The sequence below is a fragment of the Mesorhizobium sp. M0136 genome (assembly GCF_040322515.1).
GTDB lineage: Bacteria > Pseudomonadota > Alphaproteobacteria > Rhizobiales > Rhizobiaceae > Mesorhizobium.
Genome location: NZ_JAMYTP010000008.1, coordinates 185,839 through 204,952, shown reverse-complemented (window position 1 = coordinate 204,952; position 19,114 = coordinate 185,839). Strand labels below are relative to the sequence as shown.

At 62.5% G+C, this 19,114-nt stretch carries 18 protein-coding genes; 8 read left to right on the top strand and 10 right to left on the bottom strand.

The features are described 5' to 3' along the window. Nucleotides 1–66: 66 nt before the first annotated feature. Entirely contained in the window at nt 67–1,599 is a 1,533-nt protein-coding gene (cysS, locus tag NKJ35_RS12485) for a cysteine--tRNA ligase (protein ID WP_352647346.1), read from the bottom strand. 418 nt (nt 1,600–2,017) lie between these two features. Here cysS and NKJ35_RS12480 point away from each other — a divergent pair, with 418 nt between their 5' ends. Beyond that, complete coding sequence (locus NKJ35_RS12480) at nt 2,018–2,167, top strand: hypothetical protein (protein ID WP_254820210.1); 150 nt, start codon at nt 2,018–2,020, stop codon at nt 2,165–2,167. 57 nt (nt 2,168–2,224) lie between these two features. Here the strand turns inward: NKJ35_RS12480 and NKJ35_RS12475 are convergent, their stop codons facing one another. Next, entirely contained in the window at nt 2,225–2,986 is a 762-nt protein-coding gene (locus NKJ35_RS12475; protein WP_352647424.1) for an SOS response-associated peptidase, read from the bottom strand. Between the two features lie 121 nt (nt 2,987–3,107). Here NKJ35_RS12475 and NKJ35_RS12470 point away from each other — a divergent pair, with 121 nt between their 5' ends. The 4 genes from NKJ35_RS12470 (at nt 3,108) to NKJ35_RS12455 (ending at nt 5,473) form a co-directional block, all read left to right on the top strand. Next, a complete protein-coding gene (locus NKJ35_RS12470; protein ID WP_352508519.1) occupies nt 3,108–3,533 on the top strand; it encodes an NUDIX hydrolase in 426 nt (141 codons plus the stop codon). Between the two features lie 48 nt (nt 3,534–3,581). Beyond that, nucleotides 3,582–3,959: a TIGR02301 family protein gene (locus tag NKJ35_RS12465; RefSeq protein ID WP_023677748.1), complete on the top strand. Its 378-nt coding sequence runs from the start codon at nt 3,582–3,584 to the stop codon at nt 3,957–3,959. A 372-nt stretch (nt 3,960–4,331) separates the two neighbouring features. After that, on the top strand, nt 4,332–4,589 hold the full coding sequence (locus NKJ35_RS12460; RefSeq protein ID WP_008874920.1) for a hypothetical protein: 258 nt from the start codon (nt 4,332–4,334) through the stop codon (nt 4,587–4,589). Nucleotides 4,590–4,669: 80 nt separating this feature from the next. Continuing rightward, nucleotides 4,670–5,473, top strand: coding sequence for a hypothetical protein (locus NKJ35_RS12455; protein WP_352480334.1), 804 nt, complete (start codon nt 4,670–4,672; stop codon nt 5,471–5,473). A gap of 33 nt (nt 5,474–5,506) precedes the next feature. Here NKJ35_RS12455 and NKJ35_RS12450 read toward each other — a convergent pair whose 3' ends face one another. After that, nucleotides 5,507–6,838, bottom strand: coding sequence for a dihydroorotase (locus tag NKJ35_RS12450; protein WP_352647344.1), 1,332 nt, complete (start codon nt 6,836–6,838; stop codon nt 5,507–5,509). An 83-nt stretch (nt 6,839–6,921) separates the two neighbouring features. On the opposite strand from NKJ35_RS12450, the gene ygfZ reads away from it, so the two are divergent. The 3 genes from ygfZ to NKJ35_RS12435 all read left to right on the top strand — a co-directional run bounded on the left by ygfZ (nt 6,922) and on the right by NKJ35_RS12435 (nt 10,617). Beyond that, nucleotides 6,922–7,782, top strand: a complete 861-nt coding sequence (ygfZ, locus tag NKJ35_RS12445; RefSeq protein ID WP_352647342.1) for a CAF17-like 4Fe-4S cluster assembly/insertion protein YgfZ — start codon at nt 6,922–6,924, stop codon at nt 7,780–7,782. Next, nucleotides 7,782–8,414, top strand: coding sequence for an HD domain-containing protein (locus NKJ35_RS12440; protein WP_352647340.1), 633 nt, complete (start codon nt 7,782–7,784; stop codon nt 8,412–8,414). Before ygfZ ends, NKJ35_RS12440 begins: the two co-directional genes overlap by 1 nt. Before the next feature lie 64 nt (nt 8,415–8,478). Further along, the gene (locus NKJ35_RS12435) at nt 8,479–10,617 is read left to right on the top strand and encodes a putative bifunctional diguanylate cyclase/phosphodiesterase (RefSeq protein WP_352647338.1); all 2,139 of its coding nucleotides are present in this window, start codon (nt 8,479–8,481) and stop codon (nt 10,615–10,617) included. A 130-nt stretch (nt 10,618–10,747) separates the two neighbouring features. On the opposite strand, the gene NKJ35_RS12430 is transcribed toward NKJ35_RS12435, so the two are convergent. From NKJ35_RS12430 to recO, 7 genes are all read right to left on the bottom strand, one after another. Then, nucleotides 10,748–11,020 carry a DUF3303 domain-containing protein gene (locus NKJ35_RS12430; protein ID WP_352647336.1) on the bottom strand — a complete coding sequence of 91 codons (273 nt, stop codon included), beginning with the start codon at nt 11,018–11,020 and terminating at the stop codon, nt 10,748–10,750. Nucleotides 11,021–11,040: 20 nt separating this feature from the next. Beyond that, nucleotides 11,041–12,504 carry a RimK family ATP-grasp domain-containing protein gene (locus NKJ35_RS12425; RefSeq protein ID WP_352508512.1) on the bottom strand — a complete coding sequence of 488 codons (1,464 nt, stop codon included), beginning with the start codon at nt 12,502–12,504 and terminating at the stop codon, nt 11,041–11,043. Beyond that, a complete protein-coding gene (locus tag NKJ35_RS12420; protein WP_352647334.1) occupies nt 12,501–13,607 on the bottom strand; it encodes a peptidase C39 family protein in 1,107 nt (368 codons plus the stop codon). The genes NKJ35_RS12425 and NKJ35_RS12420 overlap by 4 nt, the downstream gene beginning before the upstream one ends. Nucleotides 13,608–13,815: 208 nt before the next feature. Beyond that, nucleotides 13,816–14,607, bottom strand: coding sequence for an anti-sigma factor family protein (locus NKJ35_RS12415; RefSeq protein ID WP_352647332.1), 792 nt, complete (start codon nt 14,605–14,607; stop codon nt 13,816–13,818). Then, a complete protein-coding gene (locus tag NKJ35_RS12410) occupies nt 14,604–15,122 on the bottom strand; it encodes a sigma-70 family RNA polymerase sigma factor (RefSeq protein WP_254820200.1) in 519 nt (172 codons plus the stop codon). Before NKJ35_RS12410 ends, NKJ35_RS12415 begins: the two co-directional genes overlap by 4 nt. Nucleotides 15,123–15,275: 153 nt before the next feature. Continuing rightward, the gene (locus tag NKJ35_RS12405; protein ID WP_352647328.1) at nt 15,276–17,990 is read right to left on the bottom strand and encodes a DUF2339 domain-containing protein; all 2,715 of its coding nucleotides are present in this window, start codon (nt 17,988–17,990) and stop codon (nt 15,276–15,278) included. 250 nt (nt 17,991–18,240) lie between these two features. Continuing rightward, entirely contained in the window at nt 18,241–19,026 is a 786-nt protein-coding gene (gene recO / locus NKJ35_RS12400; protein WP_352647326.1) for a DNA repair protein RecO, read from the bottom strand. Nucleotides 19,027–19,114 lie beyond the last annotated feature (88 nt).

Here is a 19,114-nt window from a genome sequence, read left to right as displayed (position 1 = left end):
CGCAAGGGGGGAGATCGGCCATCACAAAAGCCTTCGCCAGCCTTGCACACATTTCGACCTCCACCCTCACCGCTTTACCTCCCAGGTGGTGATGCGGGCGCCGGTGACCGGGTCCTTTCCGTCCTTCAATTGCACGCCTTGCGCCAGAAGCTCCTCGCGGATGCGGTCGGCCTCAGCCCAGTTCTTTTCGCGAATAAGACCGAGTCTTTCGTCTATACGCGCTCTGATACGATCCTTGGTGGGACCAACAGAGCCGTATGCATCGAGGGTGTCGTCCTCCTCCTGAATGCTTGCGTGGGCGACGGCCTTCGTCTCAGTCACAGCTGGGACGCCACGTAAGAATTCATCTGGGGTGTGCTGCATAAGACCCAGAAGTTTTAGACCAGCCAAGACTCGGCCCGCATCATCCCCAGCTCCGTACGCAGATGAAGAAGCGGTGCGGAACGCATCGTATGTCTGCAAATCGTCGAGCAGATGCTCCAATATTCGAGGTTCCGGTGTGATTGGGTTCACGGGCCAGATTTCATCAAATCGACGGTAGAGTTTCGTAAGCAGCCTTTCCGCCTCTTCCAGCTTGCGCACGGAAAAGTCGATCGGCTCGCGATAATGCGTCATCAGCATCGCCAGCCTGAGCACCTCGCCCGGCCATTTGCGGCCGCCAAAGGTATCCGTCTCCAGCAATTCTGTGATCGAATAGAAATTGCCCAGGCTCTTGGACATCTTCTGACCTTCGACCTGCAGGAAACCGTTGTGCATCCACACCTTGGCCATCGTTTCGGTGCCGTGGGCGCAACGCGACTGCGCGATCTCGTTCTCGTGGTGCGGAAAGATCAGGTCGAGACCACCGCCATGGATGTCGAACACCTCGCCGAGATAGGCGGCCGACATCGCCGAGCACTCGATGTGCCAGCCCGGCCGACCCCTGCCCCACGGGCTGTCCCAGCCCGGCTCCTCGGGCGAAGACAATTTCCACAGCACGAAATCCTGCGGGTTCTTCTTATGCGCATCGACGGCGACGCGGGCGCCGGCCTGCTGCTCATCGAGATTGCGCTTCGACAATTGCCCATAATCCGGCATGGAAGCGGTGTCGAACAAGACTTCTCCAGCCGCGACATAGGCATGGCCGCGTTCGATCAAGCGTTGAATCAAGAAGATCATGTCGACTTTGCCGTCGGGCCTGGGCTCGACGAACTCGGTGGCGCGCGGCTCGACCGTCGGTTCCAGGCAACCGAGCGCCGCAACGTCCTTGTGGAACTGACCGGCGGTCTTTTCGGTGACCCGCCTGATCGCTTCGTTCAGCGACAGCTTGCCCGATGCAATCTCGCCGCCGAAATCGCGCAGCGCGCGAGCGTTGATCTTGTCGTCGACGTCCGTAATGTTGCGGACGTAAGTGACGTGCGCTTGCCCGTAGAGATGGCGTAGCAAACGGAACAGCACGTCGAAGACGATCACCGGCCGCGCATTGCCGATATGGGCGAAGTCATAGACCGTCGGGCCGCAGACATACATGCGCACGTTGCGCGGATCGATCGGGAAGAAATCCTCCTTGCTCCGCGTTAGCGTGTTGTAGAGGCGCAGGCTCTTCGATGCGTCAGACATACGTGCGTTCCCGGTGCGTTACTTTGGTTGAGCATGATCTTTGGGATCGTGCTCTGGATGAAGCCAGTTACGCCGAGGCGCAAATCGGGCTCCAGCCTGCTGGCCGGGGCGTTTGTCCAATCTTGGAGGAGATGAGGCGAAAACGTCCAGGACCAGCGCGAGGCTAGCCGATAATGCAAATGCCACAAATGGCGAAAGGCGTTTTCATGGCCGGCTTTATCGCCTTGCCCGGTGTTGCCGTCAAGTCGCTACCTTCGCCAAAAATATCGTTGGATCACAGGAAATGCGGCACTGAAACATTTTATTAAACATGTCGGCACTGTCATGAAACATTCGCCGGCTAGATCAGCAAGCGTCACGATTTGGTCGGATTCGGCCAGCAAACGCAGACACGAAGACGTTACTAGGGAAGAGAAGAATGCCCAAGCAGGAACCCAGCCGTGCCAAGCAACCGGCGCTCGCCAGCTATTACCGAGCGATCGGTCCGGCAGCAATCGTCGCCGCTCTTCTGCACACCGCGAAGAAGAAGAAGCCGGCACAGAAGATCGTCTCGCCGCGCGCTGCCTAAGAATGCGGTCGGGTAAAGATTGAGGCGCTCACGGCGAGCCAGTAACAGTAGCTTTTGCTAAAATAAACTCATCTGATTGTCGTTCGCGCCGGAGTTCTGGCGCTTGACCTTCTCGGGCTCAGGCTCGACGACGCCCTTCTCCTGAATCTCCGACCCGGTATTGGCGACCTTATTGACGAGGTCGGAAACCGGGATCGCTTCGAAGAAATTGGGCTGGGCGGGTCTCAGCAGATCGGCCACGTCGCGCGGCTCGAGCGTGCGGCAATCCAGCCAGCGTGCGAAATCCTCGGGATGGATCACTACCGGCATGCGGTCGTGGATATGGGCAGTATCGGCATTGGCGTGGGCGGTCAGAATGGCGCCGGTGTCCATTTCCGAGCCGCTCGGCTCGGCATAGGTCTCAATCAGCCCGGCGAAGGCGACAAGCCCGCCCTGTCTTGGCCGCACCCAATAGGGCTGCCCTCTTCTGCCACCGGTCTGGTGCCATTCGTAGAATCCCGAAGCCGGCACCAGGGCGCGGCGATGGCGCATGGCAGCGCGAAACGACGCCTTTTCCGAAGCCCCCTCGGAACGCGCGTTGAACAGCAGCGGGAAGTTACGCGTATCCTTCACCCAAGCAGGGATCAGGCCCCAGCGCACCAGAATCGAGCGGCGGTCGGGCAGGTTCGAGCCCGGCGCCTGCGTCAATCCGGCGAGCGCCATCAGCACCGGCTGCGTCGGCGCGATATTGTAGCGGGCCGGAAACTCCTCAAGTTCCGCCAGGCCGAGAAAGGCAGCGGTCTGGTCCGGAGTGGCTGTCAAAGCAAAGCGTCCGCACATGAATTCAGCTTTCGATTGGTGGCGTATGAAAGTGGCCATGGAACCTGCCTTTCGCAACCGCTAAAGCTGTTCGCCGACGGTCGGTCCACAACGGGCTGTGCCAATCGAGCGATCCGGAGCCATGGAAGCACGCAAGATCATTCCGGCAGTCTCGGCCTGCGTCGTGCGCGAGAACACGGTGCTGCTGGTCAAGCGGGCCAGGCCGCCCTCGCAAGGCCTCTATGCCTTTCCCGGCGGCAAGGTCGAAGCCGGCGAGACGCTGGAACAGGCAGCACGGCGCGAATTGCTGGAAGAGACCGGATTGCAGGCGTGCAGCTACCGGCCGCTGCGGGAAATCCACATTGACGGCAGCGGGGACGGACATCCGGTCGACTACTGGCTGACGGTGTTTGGGGCCGATTATGCCGGCGGCGAGGCGGTTGCCAGCGACGACGCCGAAACCGCGGCTTTCTATACGCTGGCCGAAATGATGGCGATGCCGCTCGCCGATGCAGTGTTTGAAATTGCCGACGATCTACTCGGTCCCAAAAAAGACGGCGAGACGTGAGCCAGAGAATCGCCTTGCAGGCGACAAATTGTTCCAGCACAAAGCCTCATGAGCCGCACGTCTTCGTTTCTCGCCGCATGCCTCGCCGTCAGTGTGGTTGTCGGTGCGCGCCCGGCGATTGCCGCCGAAGCACCGTTCGAGCCCGGGCTGATGCGGCTGGCGGAAGTGCTCGGCTCGCTGCATTTCCTGCGTAATCTGTGTGGCGAGAAGGGCGATCGGTGGCGAGCCGAGATGGAAAAACTGATCGCATCGGAAAATCCGAACCCGGAGCGGCGCGCCCGCTTCATCGCCAGCTTCAACCGCGGCTACCGGTCATTCGGCGGCACTTATACGCAATGCACCGCCTCGGCGACGGAAGCCATCAGCCGCTACATGAAGGAAGGCGAGACGCTGTCTCGCGACATCGCTTCGCGCTACGGAAACTGACGACGGCAGCCGCTTTCCGGAAAAGCCGCATCAAGGGTCGGCGCCGTCGCGGCGGACGCGTTCGACACTTCCCACTTGCCTCGACTGAGGTCTTGGTGCAAACCTAATGTTGCACTTTTGCAACTATGTTAACGAAACGTTAGCGCGCAGAGGTGAAATTAACTCAAACTGAAGGTTTCCGTCCCCTTGGCCGACCTAATCGGCTAAGTTTGAAACGGATCGGATGCAAGTTTGCTGGACGCGACGGAATTTGTAGACAACGACCAAAAAAATGTCGCATTTACAGATACTTACTTGCGCCTGCGTGTAAAAGGGACAACTCAAGCTTGATCCCTGTCCAACGGATCACCGCTTGAAAGGGTGGACATCGCAATGGAACATGGCGTCAACGACATCGACGCGCTGGTCAGGGAAGAAAAGCGCCTGACTGCCGTGGAAAGCCACAGCGAAGCCTGGGCAGAAGGATTGTCGGCCGGGATCGAGCCGGAAATCATCGCCGAGGCAGCCCTCGAAACGGCATTCGGCGAAATGCTGCGCGCCAATGGCGAGACCTCGGCGCTTGCCCTGCTCGATCGCATGCGTGAAAAGGTGATTGCCGGGGCCTTCGAGCCCGAAAGACTGCGGCACTGATCCCGGTTCTTTGACGACGGCGCGCCGCCGGACATCATGTCCGGGCACATGGATGGGCTGGAACCAGGGAGTAGCAGGCGGTGAATTTTTCGATATCAGGCAAGCCACGCGGCCTGGTCCTCGGCATTTGGCTTACTGCTTCCTGCGCCACAATTCCCCTTGCACTGTTTCTTGCGAGCAGTCCCGCTCACGCCCTCAGCGAGATCAAACGCGAAGACCTGCCCTCGCCGGTCACGCCGCCGCCGGACGGCGACATGTCGCCGTCTGGAAGTACCGTCCCGATGCCCGGCCCACTCGGCACGGTACCACCTCCAGCCCGCCAGCCGACTCCGTCCGAGGAGCCAGAGCAAACCGAACCGAAGGGGCCAACGGACGATGGCGGGATGGCCAATCCGCATGTCGATCCGGACGCGCCTGTGCCCGAAGTCGTCTACGACCTGGCCAAGTTGCCGGAACCGGTCAGGCGCATGCACGATCTGATCGTCGAGGCGTGCAAAAGCGGTGACATCGAAAAGCTTCGGCCGCTGATCGGCACGGGAGACATGATGACCCAATTGTCGCTGGGTGACATCGAGGGCGACCCGATCGCCTTCCTGAAGGGCCTTTCGGGCGATACGGAAGGCCAGGAGATCCTCGCCATCCTGGAAGAGGTGCTCAGTGCCGGTTATGTCCATGTCGATGCCGGCACGCCGCAGGATCTCTATGTCTGGCCCTATTTCTTCGCCCTGCCGCTGGACAAACTCGATGCCAGGCAGCGGGTCGAGCTGTTCAAGATCGTCACCGCCAGCGACTATGACGATATGAAGCAGTTCGGTGCGTACATCTTCTACCGGGTCGGCATCACGCCGACCGGACAATGGACGTTCTTCGTTGCTGGGGATTGAGTGGTTTAGCCTGGCCCTTATGAGGCAGGGAGCTTAGCCCGCCAACGCCTCGCAAAACTCCACCGCCCTGCCCTGGCTCGGCGCGACGATCTCGCCTTCCCACATCACGCGCCGGCCCCGAACGATGGTGCCGACCGGCCAGCCGGTCACCTGCCTGCCGTCATAAGGCGTCCAGCCGGCCTTGGAGCCTTGCTGGGCGTTGGCGATGGTCTCGCGGCGCTTCAGATCGACGATGGTCAGATCGGCATCGTAGCCGGCGGCAATACGGCCTTTCCTGGCGATGCCGAAAATACGCTGCGGGCCGTGGCTGGTCAGGTCGACAAAGCGCTGCAGCGTCAGCCGGCCGGCGTTGACATGGTCCAGCATGACCGGCACCAAAGTCTGCACCCCGGTCATGCCGGACGGCGACGCCGGATAAGGTTTTGCCTTCTCGGCCAGCGTGTGCGGCGCATGGTCGGAGCCGAGGACATCGACAACCCCTTGCGCAATGCCCTGCCAGATCCCCTCGCGATGGCGCGTGGCGCGCACCGGCGGGTTCATCTGGATCAACGTACCGAGCTGCGCATAGTCATCGGCGCTCAGCGTCAAATGATGCGGCGTCGCCTCGCAGGTCGCGACATCCTTGTGCTGTTCGAGGAAGCCTATTTCCTCGGCGGTCGAGATGTGCAGCACATGGATCCGGGCGCGAACCTGGCGCGCGATGCGCACAAGGCGCTCTGTGCAGCGCAATGCAGCGATCTCGTCGCGCCACACCGGATGTGAGGACGGATCGCCACCGATGCGCTCGCCAAGCCGCTCGCGCAGCCGGAACTCGTCCTCTGAATGAAAGGCGACGCGGCGGCGTGTGTTCCTCAGGATCGAGGCAACGCCTTCGTCGTCCTCGACCAGCAGGTCGCCGGTGGACGAGCCCATGAACACTTTTATGCCGGCCGCACCCGGCAGCCGCTCGAGATTGCCAACGTCTTTTGCATTGTCGCGGGTCCCGCCGACCCAGAAGGCAAAGTCGCAATGCATGCGGCCGGTGGCACGCCGCACCTTGTCGACAAGGGTTGCTTCGCTGGTGGTCAGCGGATTGGTGTTCGGCATCTCAAAGACGGCGGTGACGCCGCCAAGCACCGCTGCCCGGGAGCCCGTCTCCAAATCTTCCTTGTGCTCCAGTCCCGGCTCGCGGAAATGCACCTGACTGTCGACGACACCCGGCAGGATATGCAGCCCGTGGCAGTCGATCGTCTCGCCCGCCGATGTCTGGCGGAGGTCGCCGATGGCAGCGATGCGCCCACCATTGATACCGACGTCGCGAAAACCCTCGCCGTCGTGATTGACCACGGTGCCGCCTGTCAGGATGAGATCGTAGAGGGGGGCCATGCGGATCCGGTCTCTTGCGGGGGAAGTGCCAGCGGCTTACGTAATGACCGATAGTTTTGCAAGATCAGGCTCGTTTTCCCACCATGCCCTTTGCCTCGCTCAGAGATCGCGCACTCGTTTCCGTGTCCGGACCGGATGCCGAGCACTTTTTGCAGAACATCCTGACCACCGACCTCGACGCGCTCGGCCGCGGCGAAGCAAAGCCCGGCGCCTTACTGACGCCGCAAGGCAAGATCCTTTTCGACTTCCTGATCTCGCGCGCTGGCGAAAATATTTTCCGGCTCGAATGCCGTGCTGAGACCACCGATGACTTCATGCGCCGGCTGACGCTCTACAAGGTGCGCGCCAAAGTCGAAATTGCCAAGGCAGATCAGTCGATTGTGACCGTCGTATGGGAAAGCCATTCAACTGCCTCGCAATTTGAATCTGCACCGTTTGCCGATGCGCGGTTTGTCGATGCTATCGTCACGCGCTTCTATGGTGGCGCCGCAGACGGCGGCGACCTTGCCGCATGGCAAGCCTTTCGCATCGCCAATGGCATTGCCGAAAGCGGCAGCGACTATCAGCTCGGCGACGCGTTTCCGCATGATGTGCTGCTCGACGAGATCGGCGGCGTCGGCTTCAAGAAAGGCTGCTACGTCGGCCAGGAGGTCGTCTCGCGCATGCAGCATCGCGGCACTGCCAGGCGCCGAGTGTTGATCGTCTCGGCCGAACGCCCCCTGCCCACTTCGCGCGCAGAGTTGGCCGTGGCGGGGCGACCAGTCGGCACGCTTGGCTCTACCGCCGGCACGACAGGCCTTGCCATTGCCCGCATCGACCGGGTCAAGGCAGCGCTCGACGCCGGCCTGCCGATCCTGGCTGGCGACGTCGCCGTGTCGCTCGCCATTCCGTCCTGGGCGAAATTCAGCTTTCCGCAGGAAGCCGTTGGCGCGGAGGACGCCTGATGGCGGCCGACCGCGCCGGGGCGCCGCCGCGTGCCTGGCAACGTATGCTGTCCGGCCGCCGGCTCGACCTGCTCGATCCCTCGCCGCTCGACATCGAGATCTCCGATATTGCCCATGGCCTTGCCCGCGTCGCACGCTGGAACGGCCAGACGAGAGGCGATCACGCCTTTTCGGTCGCCCAGCATTCGCTGCTGGTCGAAACGCTTGTCGGCGAACTGATGCCGGATGCCGACGCTGACGCGCGGTTGGCGGCGCTGCTGCATGACGCGCCGGAATACGTCATCGGCGATATGATTTCGCCGTTCAAATCCGTGATGGGCGGCAGCTACAGGGATTGCGAGATCAGGCTGCAGCGCGCCATCCATTCGCGCTTTTCACTGCCGGCCGAACTCGACGCGGGGCTGCGCAAGGAAATCAAGCGAGCGGATCAGATCGCCGCTTATTTCGAAGCAACGCTGCTTGCGGGTTTTTCGACGGCAGAGGCGACCGAGTTCTTCGGCAGGCCGCGCGGTTTCAACGCCGAGCGCTTCGATGTCACGCCGCGCTCGGTGACCTGGGCACAGAATGCCTTTCTCAAACGGTTTGCGGCGATCGAAAAGTCGCGACGCCAGACTGCCGTTCCAGCCGGCTGAAAACGGTAAATTAACCGGCAGGGACAACAGTGCCGTGGTTAACCATGGTCCATAGGCTTGCCTCATGCCCGTTGCCGGTATCAAGGCTGGTTCATCCGTGCGCCGACGGAGGGTCAAAGGCGTTGGTCTGCCGCGACGGATCGAAGACGAGCTGCGCGAACAGAACGAGCGTTTTTCGGCAGCGATCGAGAACATGTCGCATGGCCTGTGCATGTTCGATGCCGATGAACGGATGATCATCTGCAACAGGAACTACATCAGCATCTTTCGCCTCGACGCCGAAGTGGTGCGGCCCGGCATCCGGTTTTTCGACATCCTCCAGCACAGCGTGGATATCGGCATCGCCTCGCAAACCGCCGAGCAACTCTATGCCATCCGCAAGCCCTATATCGACCAGGCAAAACCTTCCACCTATGAGGAAACGCTTGCAGACGGGCGCATCGTCAACATTTCGCATCGGCCGCTGGCGTCAGGTGGCTGGGTCTCGATCTACGAGGACATAACCGAGCAACGGCGCGCCGAGCAGGAGTTGAAGGAGCAGCACCGCCGTTTTGACGCAGCACTTGCCAACATGTCGCAAGGCCTTTTGATGTACGATGCGGACGGCAAGCTGATCGTCCGCAACGAACGTTTCCTGGAACTTTATCATGTCAGGCCCGCCGACTTCCCGCTTGGCATGAGCCACCGTGATGCGTTCAAGCGGCTGCTGGAACTGGGCATTTATACAAAGCTCGACCCCGACAGCGAAATCTCGCAAATCGAAGCCTGCCTGCGGGCGGGGAAAACACACATAACGCATCGTCATCTCGCCGACGGCAGGACGCTGCTGGTTGCGCGCCGGCCGATGAGCGGCGGCGGCTGGGTCGCGACGTTCGACGATGTCACCGAGCGCAGGCGTGTGGAAGAGCGCATGACCCATCTTGCGCACCACGACACACTGACCAACCTGCCCAATCGCTCGATGCTTCGCGAACGGCTCGACCAAGCCCTGAGCGAGACGAGAGACGGATCGCTGGCGATATTCTCGCTCGACCTCGATCACTTCAAGGCAGTCAATGATACTTGGGGTCACCCCGCCGGCGACTGGCTGCTGAAATGCGTGGCCGAACGGCTGCAACGGTGCCTGCGCAATGAAACGGACGTTGTCTCCCGCTTCGGCGGCGACGAATTCGTCATAATCCTGTTCAATCTCAAAAGCCCGGGCGACGCGGAAAAGCTGGCCAAACGCATAGTCGAGATCATCGGAAAGCCGTTTCGCGACAAGAGACACGACATGCGTGTCGGCATCAGTCTCGGCATCGCGCTGTTTCCGAATGACGGCAAGGACGCCGAGACTTTGCTGAAAAATGCCGATATGGCGCTCTATCGGGCAAAGAGCGAAGGGCGCAACCTCTACCGCTTCTTCGAACCGGCCATGGACGCGATGGTGCGGGCACGCCGGGCGCTCGAAATCGATCTCAGGGCAGCGCTGTCGCGCCGCGAATTCGAGCTGGATTTCCAGCCGATCATGAACATCGCCTCCGGCGAAATCGTCGGCGCCGAAGCCTTGATGCGCTGGCGATCGCCGGTGCGCGGCCTGGTGCGGCCGGACGACTTCATTCCGGCCGCCGAGGAGACCGGGCTGATCGTGCCGCTTGGAGAATGGGCGCTGCGAAAAGCCTGCACGGCCGCGGCCGGCTGGGCGGCTTGGCGCATCGCAGTCAATGTCTCCGCCGTGCAGATCAAAAGCGGTACCTTTGCCCGCAGCGTCATTTCGGCACTGGCGTTCTCGGGCGTGCCGGCCAACCGACTTGAACTGGAAATCACCGAAACGGTGCTGATGGACGAGAGCGATCTGGTGCTCAAGACACTCAGGCAGCTACGCGATCTGGGCGTCCGCATCGCGCTGGACGATTTCGGCACCGGCTATTCCTCGCTGGGCTACCTCAGGCGCTTTCCCGTCGACAAGATAAAGATCGATCGCTCGTTCACCCGTGACATCGACAGTCGCGATACCGCGGCGATCGTGCGCACCATCATCGGGCTTGGCGCACAACTGGGCATCACCGTCACCGCCGAAGGTGTCGAGACCGAAGCGCAGCTTGAATTCCTGCAAAAGGAGGGTTGTGTCGAGGCCCAGGGCTATTTGATCGGGGTGCCGTCAAAGGCGTCGGACATCAATCGGCTGCTGAAGTCGAGCGCGACGATCCGGCAGTCCGGCTAAGTGCGACAGTCTCGCGGAAGCGCGGGCAACCGGCTTAGATCTCCTTGAGATGACGCTCGATTCGCGTGTTAATTCCTTGATAGAGAAGGCGGCATTCAGGTGTGGCGAACCAGGAGGTTTTCTTGCCGGGTCAGAGGTGCCCGCTCAAAGCCTCAACCATATCCTTGTTCGTCGCCACAGGAACAATCTCGAATTCGACCAGATCGGCCCATTCGATGACCCACCGCTGCAGGAGCGTGATGTCATCGGCCTCCACCAGCAGGAAGCAGCGGCTCATATCCGCTGCGATCCAGCTGTGGTGCACGAGAAGCGCGTCCGGCTTCAGGCGGCCCTGGTCGCGGAAACGGCGGTAGATCTCCTTGCGGTCGCAGCCGCGAAAATCCTCGATCACGAAGAACAGCATCTTTTCCCCTCAATCGGATATCATCGGCCCGGCCGGTCCAGCCGCTCCAGGAACCACTGCGTCAGCCGCACCCAGACCTCGTCTTTTTCGCCGGAGTCTTCCCAGCCGTGGTCGAGGTTGGGGTTGTCGTTGACCTCGATGACGAAGACGCCGTCCCTGGTTTCCTTGAGGTCGACGCCGTAGAGGCCGTCGCCGATGCAACGCGCCGCGCTCACCGCCGTCTCGACGACATGGGCCGGCGCTTCCTTAAGGGTGAAGGTCTTGATGCCGCCCTGGTCGGGCTTGCCGTTGGCCTTGTGATTGACGATCTGCCAATGTTTCTTGGCCATCAGATAATGGACGGCAAACAACGGCTGGCCGCCGAGGACGCCGACGCGCCAGTCATATTCCGTCGGAATGAATTTTTGCGCGATCAGGAGGTCGGAATCCTCCAGCCATTCGGTTGCGAGCGTCTTCAGCTCGTCGAAGGTGCCGCATTTCTTGACGCCGCGCGAAAACGAGGAGTCCGGGATCTTCAGCACCAGGGGGAAGCCCAGCGTCTGCGCCGCAAGTTCCAAGTCCGAGGTACCGGCTATCATCACCGTCGGCGGCACCGGTACCTTGTTGTAGGTCATCAGCTCGTTGAGATAGACCTTGTTGGTGCAGCGGATCATCGACAGCGGATCGTCGATGACTGGCATGCCTTCCTGCTGGGCGCGGCGGGCAAAGCGGTAGGTGTGGTTGGAGATCGAAGTGGTCTCGCGGATGAACAGCGCGTCGTAGTTGGCGAGCTTGGCCAGATCCCGTTTGGTGATCGGCTCGATTTCGACGCCCATCTTTTCAGCGATCTTGGCCCAGTGGCGCAGCGACGAAATCTCCGACGGTGGCAGTTCCTCATGCGGATCGACCAGAGTGGCGAAAGTGTAGCGCGCCGGCGTGCGGCCCTTGGTGTCGCGCCACTCGCGGTTGGTGTAGGTCTCCAGGCACTGGAGAAAGTGCGTTTCCTCGTCCTCGGTCATCCTGGCCAGGGGATGGAAGCCGATCTTGCGGATCGAGGCCCATTCGGCGCTGTCCCTGATGTGGACTTCGAGCGCCGGGGCACGGAACCAGTCGAACAGCAGCTTGGCGAAGCGGTCCCAGATCCTGGATGGTCCGATGCCGAAGAAGATGCAGACCTTCTGGGGAAAAGCGCCACCCAGATCCTTGCGGCACTTGTTGAGTGCGAGTTCGAGTTCCGGCAACGCGTGCTCATAGAGCTTGCGCTCCGACAGGTCGATCATCGTTTCGACCGTCGGGATGACCTTATGGCCGCGCGAACCAGCAAGCAGCGACGCGTAATAGCCGCGGCTCTGGTAGCCGTAATTGTTCGACAGGTTGATGACCTTCGGCCGCTGACCGCGAAACAGTGCCGGATGGGCAAGGTAGTCGCGATTGGTGATGATCTTGTGCGGCGTCGCCACTTGGTCGAGATCGTTCTGCCGGCCGGTAAGGATGACCCAGGTCATTGGCTATCGCGCTTTCCGAGAGTGATGGCGGCGCGCAATCCGTCGCGGCCGAATTGCGCCATGTTCATGAAGATGCCGTAAGGCACGGGAATGTTGGCAGCATCGAGGATCGTCTCCTGCCGCTCGTCCTCGACCCAGGGGTCGTGGATCAGGATATGATCGCCGTCGTCACCGATGGCCAATACCCAGTGCGGAACCTTCTTGCCGAACATCAGGAAGCCGCTGATCAGGACCAGCACCAGTTTTCCCTCTGCGATCGCGGTGCGAATGTCGTCAAGCCCGAATGAACGGTAATTCACCGGGATGCTGTAAAGTTCCGCGCGGCGGCGAAAGTCGACCTGCGCCAGCTCCATGACGCGGCGCTTGTCCTCGCTGCGCACCGACTGCAGGAACAGCGCGCCGTAGAAGGAGACATAGATCTCAGCAGCAAGCCCGCTCTCATAGCCGGCGACGGCAAGCCCGAACGGTTCGCAGCCGCCCGGCCCCGACATCATGAAAACGGTCGTCGCCTCACGCCACAGCCTGATTTCCATCACCGGATCCGGCACGAATCCGGGGCCGAAGTAAGCCATCGCCATCATCAGGCAGCATGGTCCGCAAGTGAATTCGCAAGTTTGCTGATAAAACGGCACTTCGGTGGCCACCGGAATGTCGCCGCGCAAAGTCTTTTCATAGCGCAGCGCCGTGGCGCCATCCTCGTAATAGTCCGGCTCGCGGCCGATCTTGCGATAGCCGCTCTGCTCGTAGATCTGGATCGCGCGCGGGTTGTCCTCGCGGACTTCCAAACGAAGCATCATCCGGCCGTGCTCGAAAGCGGCGGCCTCGGCCTCTTCCAGCAGCAGCCGGCCAACGCCACGGCCGCCGAAAAATGGACCAACGGCGATCGAATAAAGCCTCGCGACGCCGCTGCCCTTGCGAAACAGCACGACTGCATAGCCGGCGATGCGGCCATCGCTTTCGCCAACCAGCAGCTCGGCGGTGTCGCGTTCGATCAGTTGGCGAAAGGAGCGGCGAGAAATGCGATCGCTCGAGAAAACGGCTTTTTCGATGGCGGCGAGGTCATCGACGTCGGACGCGCGGGCCTTGCGAATCTCGGCAGGCATGCGGGCTCAGAAAACCTCGATTGGGTTGTGGAAACGGCCCTAGTCTAAACATCGGTCACACCAGCCGAAGTGCCAGCATTAAGCAAGCGCTATCGCACCTCGATTAGGGCCGAATTGTGACAGTTTTGACTGCAGGCAGGTCGCGCAAAGGCTTTGAACGACCTCCGTGTTTAGGCATCGGCGCGGCTTCGGAAGAGCGAGAGCCTGCTCAGCTTTGCAAGCCCGCCAAAAGCTGGCCATAGGCGCTCTTGGCCACTGCGGCCAGTTGCTCGCGCGGCAGCGAGCCGACGACGGCGCAGCCATAACCCTTGTCCAGCCAATAGACGGCCTCAGGACCATCGTCCTCCCCATAGGTGCCCTTGGCCTTGGCTGCCGATTCGGCGGTGACGAAGAGCGATATGCGCTCGCCCTTGACGTCCTCGTAAAGCAGCATCGCGGCCTTGCCCTGGCCGGCGGGCAGCAGCCGGCCACCGACCAGTTGGAATCCTTGCGCCGCCAGATCCGGCGCGACGAGCTTCAGACCCACCTGGTTCGACAACCAACTCTGCAAATGATCCTTGTCGCTTGCCGGCACTTCCACCGCATGCCGCGTTTCGGCGGCATAGATGACGTGGGCGGCGATCGCCTCTTCGGCAAGCTGGTCCTCGGCGGTATTTTCCAGGCCGAGGCCGCCGATGCCGGCAAGGTAACCGCCAGCACCGCCAATCGCCAGGATGGCGGCAGCGGCGGCCGCAAGCCACCAACGCGAGCGCGACGGCGATACTCTGGCCACCGGCGCCTCGCCAAGCACCACCTTGCTCAACCGCACCGGCACGGGTTCGTCCAGCACGCCATTAAAGGCTGCGCGCAACGCTTCCCGGTCGGCGGCGTAGCGTGCGCTCTTGGCCTTCATCTCGGCATTGGCCTCGAGCCATACCTCATAGGCCGTCCGCTCGTCGCCCGGCAATTCGCCATCGAGAGCCATGTGGATGTCGCGTTCGGAGAAATCGCGCCGGCTCATTTCTCAACGATCCTTATCGAGCGGCGGCGCGCGGTATCATCCAGCAGCGCTCGCAGTTCGTCACGCCCGCGCGCGATGCGCGACATCAAAGTGCCGGCGGGCACTCCAAGGATGTTGGCGGCTTCGGCATAGGAAAACCCTTCGATGGCGACCATCACAAGTGCCGCGCGCCGGTCAGGGCTGATCGCCTGCAGCGCGTCGACGATCTCGCGCGAGGCGATGCTCTCGACCTGCTCGGCGGGTGCTGCCTGCGCCTCGCTTGTCTCGAGCGGCAGCATCGCCGCCTCGCCGCGCCGGTTCACCTTGCGCATCTGGTCGATGAACAAATGGTGCATGATCGTAAACAGCCACCTCCTGGGGCTTTCTCCTGTCTGCCAATTGTCGAGCCGCACAAGCGCCCGCTCGAGACAATCCTGGACGAGATCGTCGGCGGAATCGCGGTCGCGCAACAGCGAGCGTGCATAGCGGCGCAGACGCGGTATTTCACCCAGGATTGCTGCCTTCTTTTCGTCCATGACCGCTGGTTCTGGAGCCCCTGTCCGTGGTGATTGAACGCGCCTTTGCAGCGCGGCGCAAGCGGCCAGCGCGAAGCGGTCGGCCGCCCCGGTCACCCAAGCAACTGAATAACGCTGCCAGTGGCAGGTTTATTCCCGGCCAAATTGAAATCGTCAGCTATTGCTCGTCTCAAGCTTTGCTTTCGCCGCCCTTGTCAGCAAACGCTGATAGAACAGGCCGATGCCGATGAGCACCGCCCCGAGGCCGATGAAGGACAGCGCCCGCAGCACCCCTTCCAGTTCCGACATGTCGAAGATGAAGACTTTGAGCACGGCGATCGAGATCAGCGCCGCCGACGCTATGCGCAGCACCTGGGACTTCAGCCAGACACCGGCGGTGAGCAGCACCACGCCGATGACCAACCACAGTGCCGAATAGGTATAGGTCTCAAGCTGGCCGAGACCGCTCCACAGTCCGATGAACTCACCCTTGAACAGGCGCCTGACCGACAGCGTGGCATAGGCAAAAGCGAGCACCGCCGCCACCACCGCCAGCATCGCCGCATACCATTCCGGCCGCTTGTCACGGGAATAGAGTGCCAGTGCGCCTGCCGCGACCGCCGGCAAGAGGTAGGCGAGGAACAGAAGGTTGAACACCGGAATGCTGCCGGTCGATTCATCCGTCAGCAACGGGTTCAACGCCAGAAAATGCTGGAGGACGATGAAGGCGACCGAGACCACGCCCGCTGCAATCGAGCCGTAACGCAGCACCTGACTTGGCGAGCGCATGTCGATAGCGACCAGGATGGCACCGGCACCGATGGCGATCAGCGTGTAGATCGCCTGTTCGGCCAGCGTCGCAGCAGCCGTATCGATGACGCCGCCATGCATGGCATGGCGCACCAGCATGGCGACGGTGAGCAGGCAAAACAGCGCGGCGCCGGCCTCCATGGCAAGGCGCGGTCGGCCATTGGTAGTTCGGGCAAGCTGCCAGGCGGCAAAGCCGAAAGCGAGCGCCGGCACGCCATATCCAAGCAGCAGCCAGTTGAACACCGGCGTCTTCGACAGGAACTCGGCACCGACGATGGTCGGGTCGAAGGCAGCGCGACCAAGCACTGCAATCACCGCACCAACGGAAATCCAGCCAAGCACCGGATAGCTACGCCAGCGCGTCGCCAGCGCCGGCACGGCGGCGGCTGCTCCGAGCAGGATGGTTGTCCAGCCGGAACCAAAGGCCATGTGCAGCATCAGCAGGCCGGCAATCGCCGCGCCGCCGAGCGCGAAGGAGACGGCAGCGCCGCCGGTCAGCGGCGGCGCTTCGCCGCGCGCTATCCATTCGCCGCCGGCGACGAAGACGCCGACCAAAACGGCTGCGACCGCCGCATAAGCAAGGTCACGGTCGAGATTGCCGAAGGTAGACCAGAGCGCCAGCAGGATGACCAGTGGCGCGACAGCGCTCCAGGCCGCCCATGTGGCGGCGCGCAGCCAGCCATGGGCCGCAAAACGGCGCGCTGCCCAAAAGCCGAGGCCGATGAAGACCAGGCCGAGAACGATGCCGACCCTGAGCATCAAGGCATCGGACGCCACAACCGGCATGCCGTCGACGCCAAGAGCGCCGCCCGAAAAATCGGAAGCGATCGTGGTCGGCGGAATGATACCGAGATAGACCAGTACCGTCGCCAGCCCGGCGGCGTGCAGCAATGCCAGCGCCCGCGGCCGATAGAGCGCCACCGCCACCAGGGCTGCGACAAGGGCGGCACCCGGTAATGCACCGCGGATGGCGGCGAAGGCCGGATCGACGAACAGGGCCAGCGCCGAAAGCCCGACGAAGAAGCCCGGCGCGATCGAGGGCCAATCGAAGCCGCTGCCGGCGACCGCTTCGTCGCGGCGGCCAAGCCAGACGAAGGCGAGCACGGCCAGTGTCACCCCGTCGATAAAAAGGATGACGGAAAGGTTCGTCCCCGGCGCTTCGGTCATGTAGAAGATGGTCCAAATGCCGGTGGCGACGAAGGCAGCGGCCATCAAAAGCCTCCAGTCGCGGATACGGGCGATGACGCCGGTGGCGACGAGCACGATCGCCAGATAGCCGAACAGCGCCCACGGATTGGGCGCCTGCGAGGCGACCAGCAGCGGCGTCACCATGGCACCGAGCAGGCCGACGCCGGCCAGCGCCTGACCGTGGACCAGGCTTGCCGCGATCGTCGCCACCCCGATGGCGCCGAGCAGCGTGAAAGCGAGCGTCGAGCCGATGAAGCCGTAAATGCTGTACGCGGCGTAGACAGTACCGAACAAGATGAAGGCGCCGGCCGCCGTCAGGATTGCCGGGATATAGGCACCGGCGGCACCTTGCACCGGCACCCTGAAGCCGGTGCGCCGGATGAACTCGCCGCCGGCGACCAGCACCAGCCCGAGTGCCGCCGCCATGGCGAGCCGCACGCGCGGCCCGAAAATGCCGGCCTCGATGGTGTAGCGGATCAGGAACAGGCCGCCCAGCGCCAGCGCGATGCCGCCGACCCAGACCGCCCAGCGAGTACCGAGAGCCGTTTCGACGTCGGACTGGCGAGCTGGCTTCGCCGCGGCCGCCGGTTGCGCCGACTCCGGCGCGGATGGCGCCGCGGTATCGGCCTCGGCCTCTGTGGCTGATGCGAGGGATGCGGTCCCTGGCGATGCCAGGTCGGCTGCGGCCGCAAGCGGTATTGCGGCATCCGCCGGTTTGCTGTCGTTTGCTGCCGGTTCCTTGGCTTGCGGCGGCAGCGCAGGCATGCCCGAAAGCACAAGGCTGCGCAAGGCGCCAAGCTCGCGCTCGATCAGGCCGATACGGCTCTGCTGGCGTGAAATGATGACGAACAGCGCGATGATGGCGACGAGGCCAATCAGGCTTTCAAACATGGCGGTTCCCCCAAACCAGGCCAGTTGTCACTGACATTCAATGTTCAGTGACATTCAAATGCGGCGGCCAAACGGCCGGTCCATTCAACGTGCCACCAGATTGGCCGCCGGACAGATCGAGCATGTTTCAGTGCCGAAAGCCAGCAGCTTGCCGTTGACATCCTTCAGCGCCGCTTCCGAAACCGCCAGCGTGCCGCCCTTGTGCCAAGGCCGAGCGGCGAAACGTTGCCGGGATAAGGTTCAACGTCGCTCATCTGGTGGTCTCCCCGGCGGTTTCTGCGGCGCTCGCCTTGCCGGATTCATGGCCGGGTGAATGATGCCTGCGCAAGGCGGCGAGAAACCCGGCGCGGGCGCCGGGAGGCTCGATGCCGCGCGGTTCGTAGACATGGCGGGTCAAAAAGAAGCCGGTCAGCCGGAAGGCGTCCTCGATCGCCGCCGGATCGGCGCGTAGCCCGGAGCCGCGCTGCAGGAAGGCAGGCAGCACCAGCATCTTGTCGCGCCAGGGCGCGCCCGCCGCCCGCGACACGGCGCGGCCGGATTTCGGCGAGACATAGGCAAGGTCCTGCCTGGTGCCGGTCGCCGCACACTGGCTGAGATCGAGGCCGAAACCGAGTTCGTCGAGGACCAGCAGCTCGAAGCGGGCCACCAGCTCGCCGGCGGCATCGGCATCGCCGAGATGAGCGATCATCACCGCAAGCGTCTCGTAAAGGCCGCCATGGGCGTCACGCTCGGGCAGAAGACGCAAATGCGCGGCCATCGTCTGCAGGCCGTAGACGGCAACGGCGCTGTCCATCAGCCGGGCGGCGTTCATCTCGATCGCCTCGACCTGGAAGGTGCCGAGATGCTCGTCGAGCCGCGCCCGCCACAACAGGTCGACGCGATTGCCGGGCTGCAAGACCGGCTGCTGTTTGCGCGAACGGCCGCCGCGCACGAGGCCGAGATGGCGGCCATGCACGCGCGTCATCACCTCGAGAATGGCGCTGGTTTCGCCATGCTTGCGGGTGCCCAGAATGATTCCCTCGTCGCGCCATTCCATGACGAGAGCTTGTCACCGGTTGGATGGCGAAATCAAGATTAGGTCGTCAGATGCCCGAATCGTCCTGCCAGAAAACAGAACGGCCCGC

Coding starts and splice junctions, on each gene's coding strand:
- cysS (WP_352647346.1), bottom strand. CDS start 1,599: ATGTCTGACGCATCGAAGAGCCTGCGCCTCTACAACACGCTAACGCGG.
- NKJ35_RS12480 (WP_254820210.1), top strand. CDS start 2,018: ATGCCCAAGCAGGAACCCAGCCGTGCCAAGCAACCGGCGCTCGCCAGC.
- NKJ35_RS12475 (WP_352647424.1), bottom strand. CDS start 2,986: ATGTGCGGACGCTTTGCTTTGACAGCCACTCCGGACCAGACCGCTGCC.
- NKJ35_RS12470 (WP_352508519.1), top strand. CDS start 3,108: ATGGAAGCACGCAAGATCATTCCGGCAGTCTCGGCCTGCGTCGTGCGC.
- NKJ35_RS12465 (WP_023677748.1), top strand. CDS start 3,582: ATGAGCCGCACGTCTTCGTTTCTCGCCGCATGCCTCGCCGTCAGTGTG.
- NKJ35_RS12460 (WP_008874920.1), top strand. CDS start 4,332: ATGGAACATGGCGTCAACGACATCGACGCGCTGGTCAGGGAAGAAAAG.
- NKJ35_RS12450 (WP_352647344.1), bottom strand. CDS start 6,838: ATGGCCCCCCTCTACGATCTCATCCTGACAGGCGGCACCGTGGTCAAT.
- ygfZ (WP_352647342.1), top strand. CDS start 6,922: ATGCCCTTTGCCTCGCTCAGAGATCGCGCACTCGTTTCCGTGTCCGGA.
- NKJ35_RS12440 (WP_352647340.1), top strand. CDS start 7,782: ATGGCGGCCGACCGCGCCGGGGCGCCGCCGCGTGCCTGGCAACGTATG.
- NKJ35_RS12435 (WP_352647338.1), top strand. CDS start 8,479: ATGCCCGTTGCCGGTATCAAGGCTGGTTCATCCGTGCGCCGACGGAGG.
- NKJ35_RS12430 (WP_352647336.1), bottom strand. CDS start 11,020: ATGCTGTTCTTCGTGATCGAGGATTTTCGCGGCTGCGACCGCAAGGAG.
- NKJ35_RS12425 (WP_352508512.1), bottom strand. CDS start 12,504: ATGACCTGGGTCATCCTTACCGGCCGGCAGAACGATCTCGACCAAGTG.
- NKJ35_RS12420 (WP_352647334.1), bottom strand. CDS start 13,607: ATGCCTGCCGAGATTCGCAAGGCCCGCGCGTCCGACGTCGATGACCTC.
- NKJ35_RS12415 (WP_352647332.1), bottom strand. CDS start 14,607: ATGAGCCGGCGCGATTTCTCCGAACGCGACATCCACATGGCTCTCGAT.
- NKJ35_RS12410 (WP_254820200.1), bottom strand. CDS start 15,122: ATGGACGAAAAGAAGGCAGCAATCCTGGGTGAAATACCGCGTCTGCGC.
- NKJ35_RS12405 (WP_352647328.1), bottom strand. CDS start 17,990: ATGTTTGAAAGCCTGATTGGCCTCGTCGCCATCATCGCGCTGTTCGTC.
- recO (WP_352647326.1), bottom strand. CDS start 19,026: ATGGAATGGCGCGACGAGGGAATCATTCTGGGCACCCGCAAGCATGGC.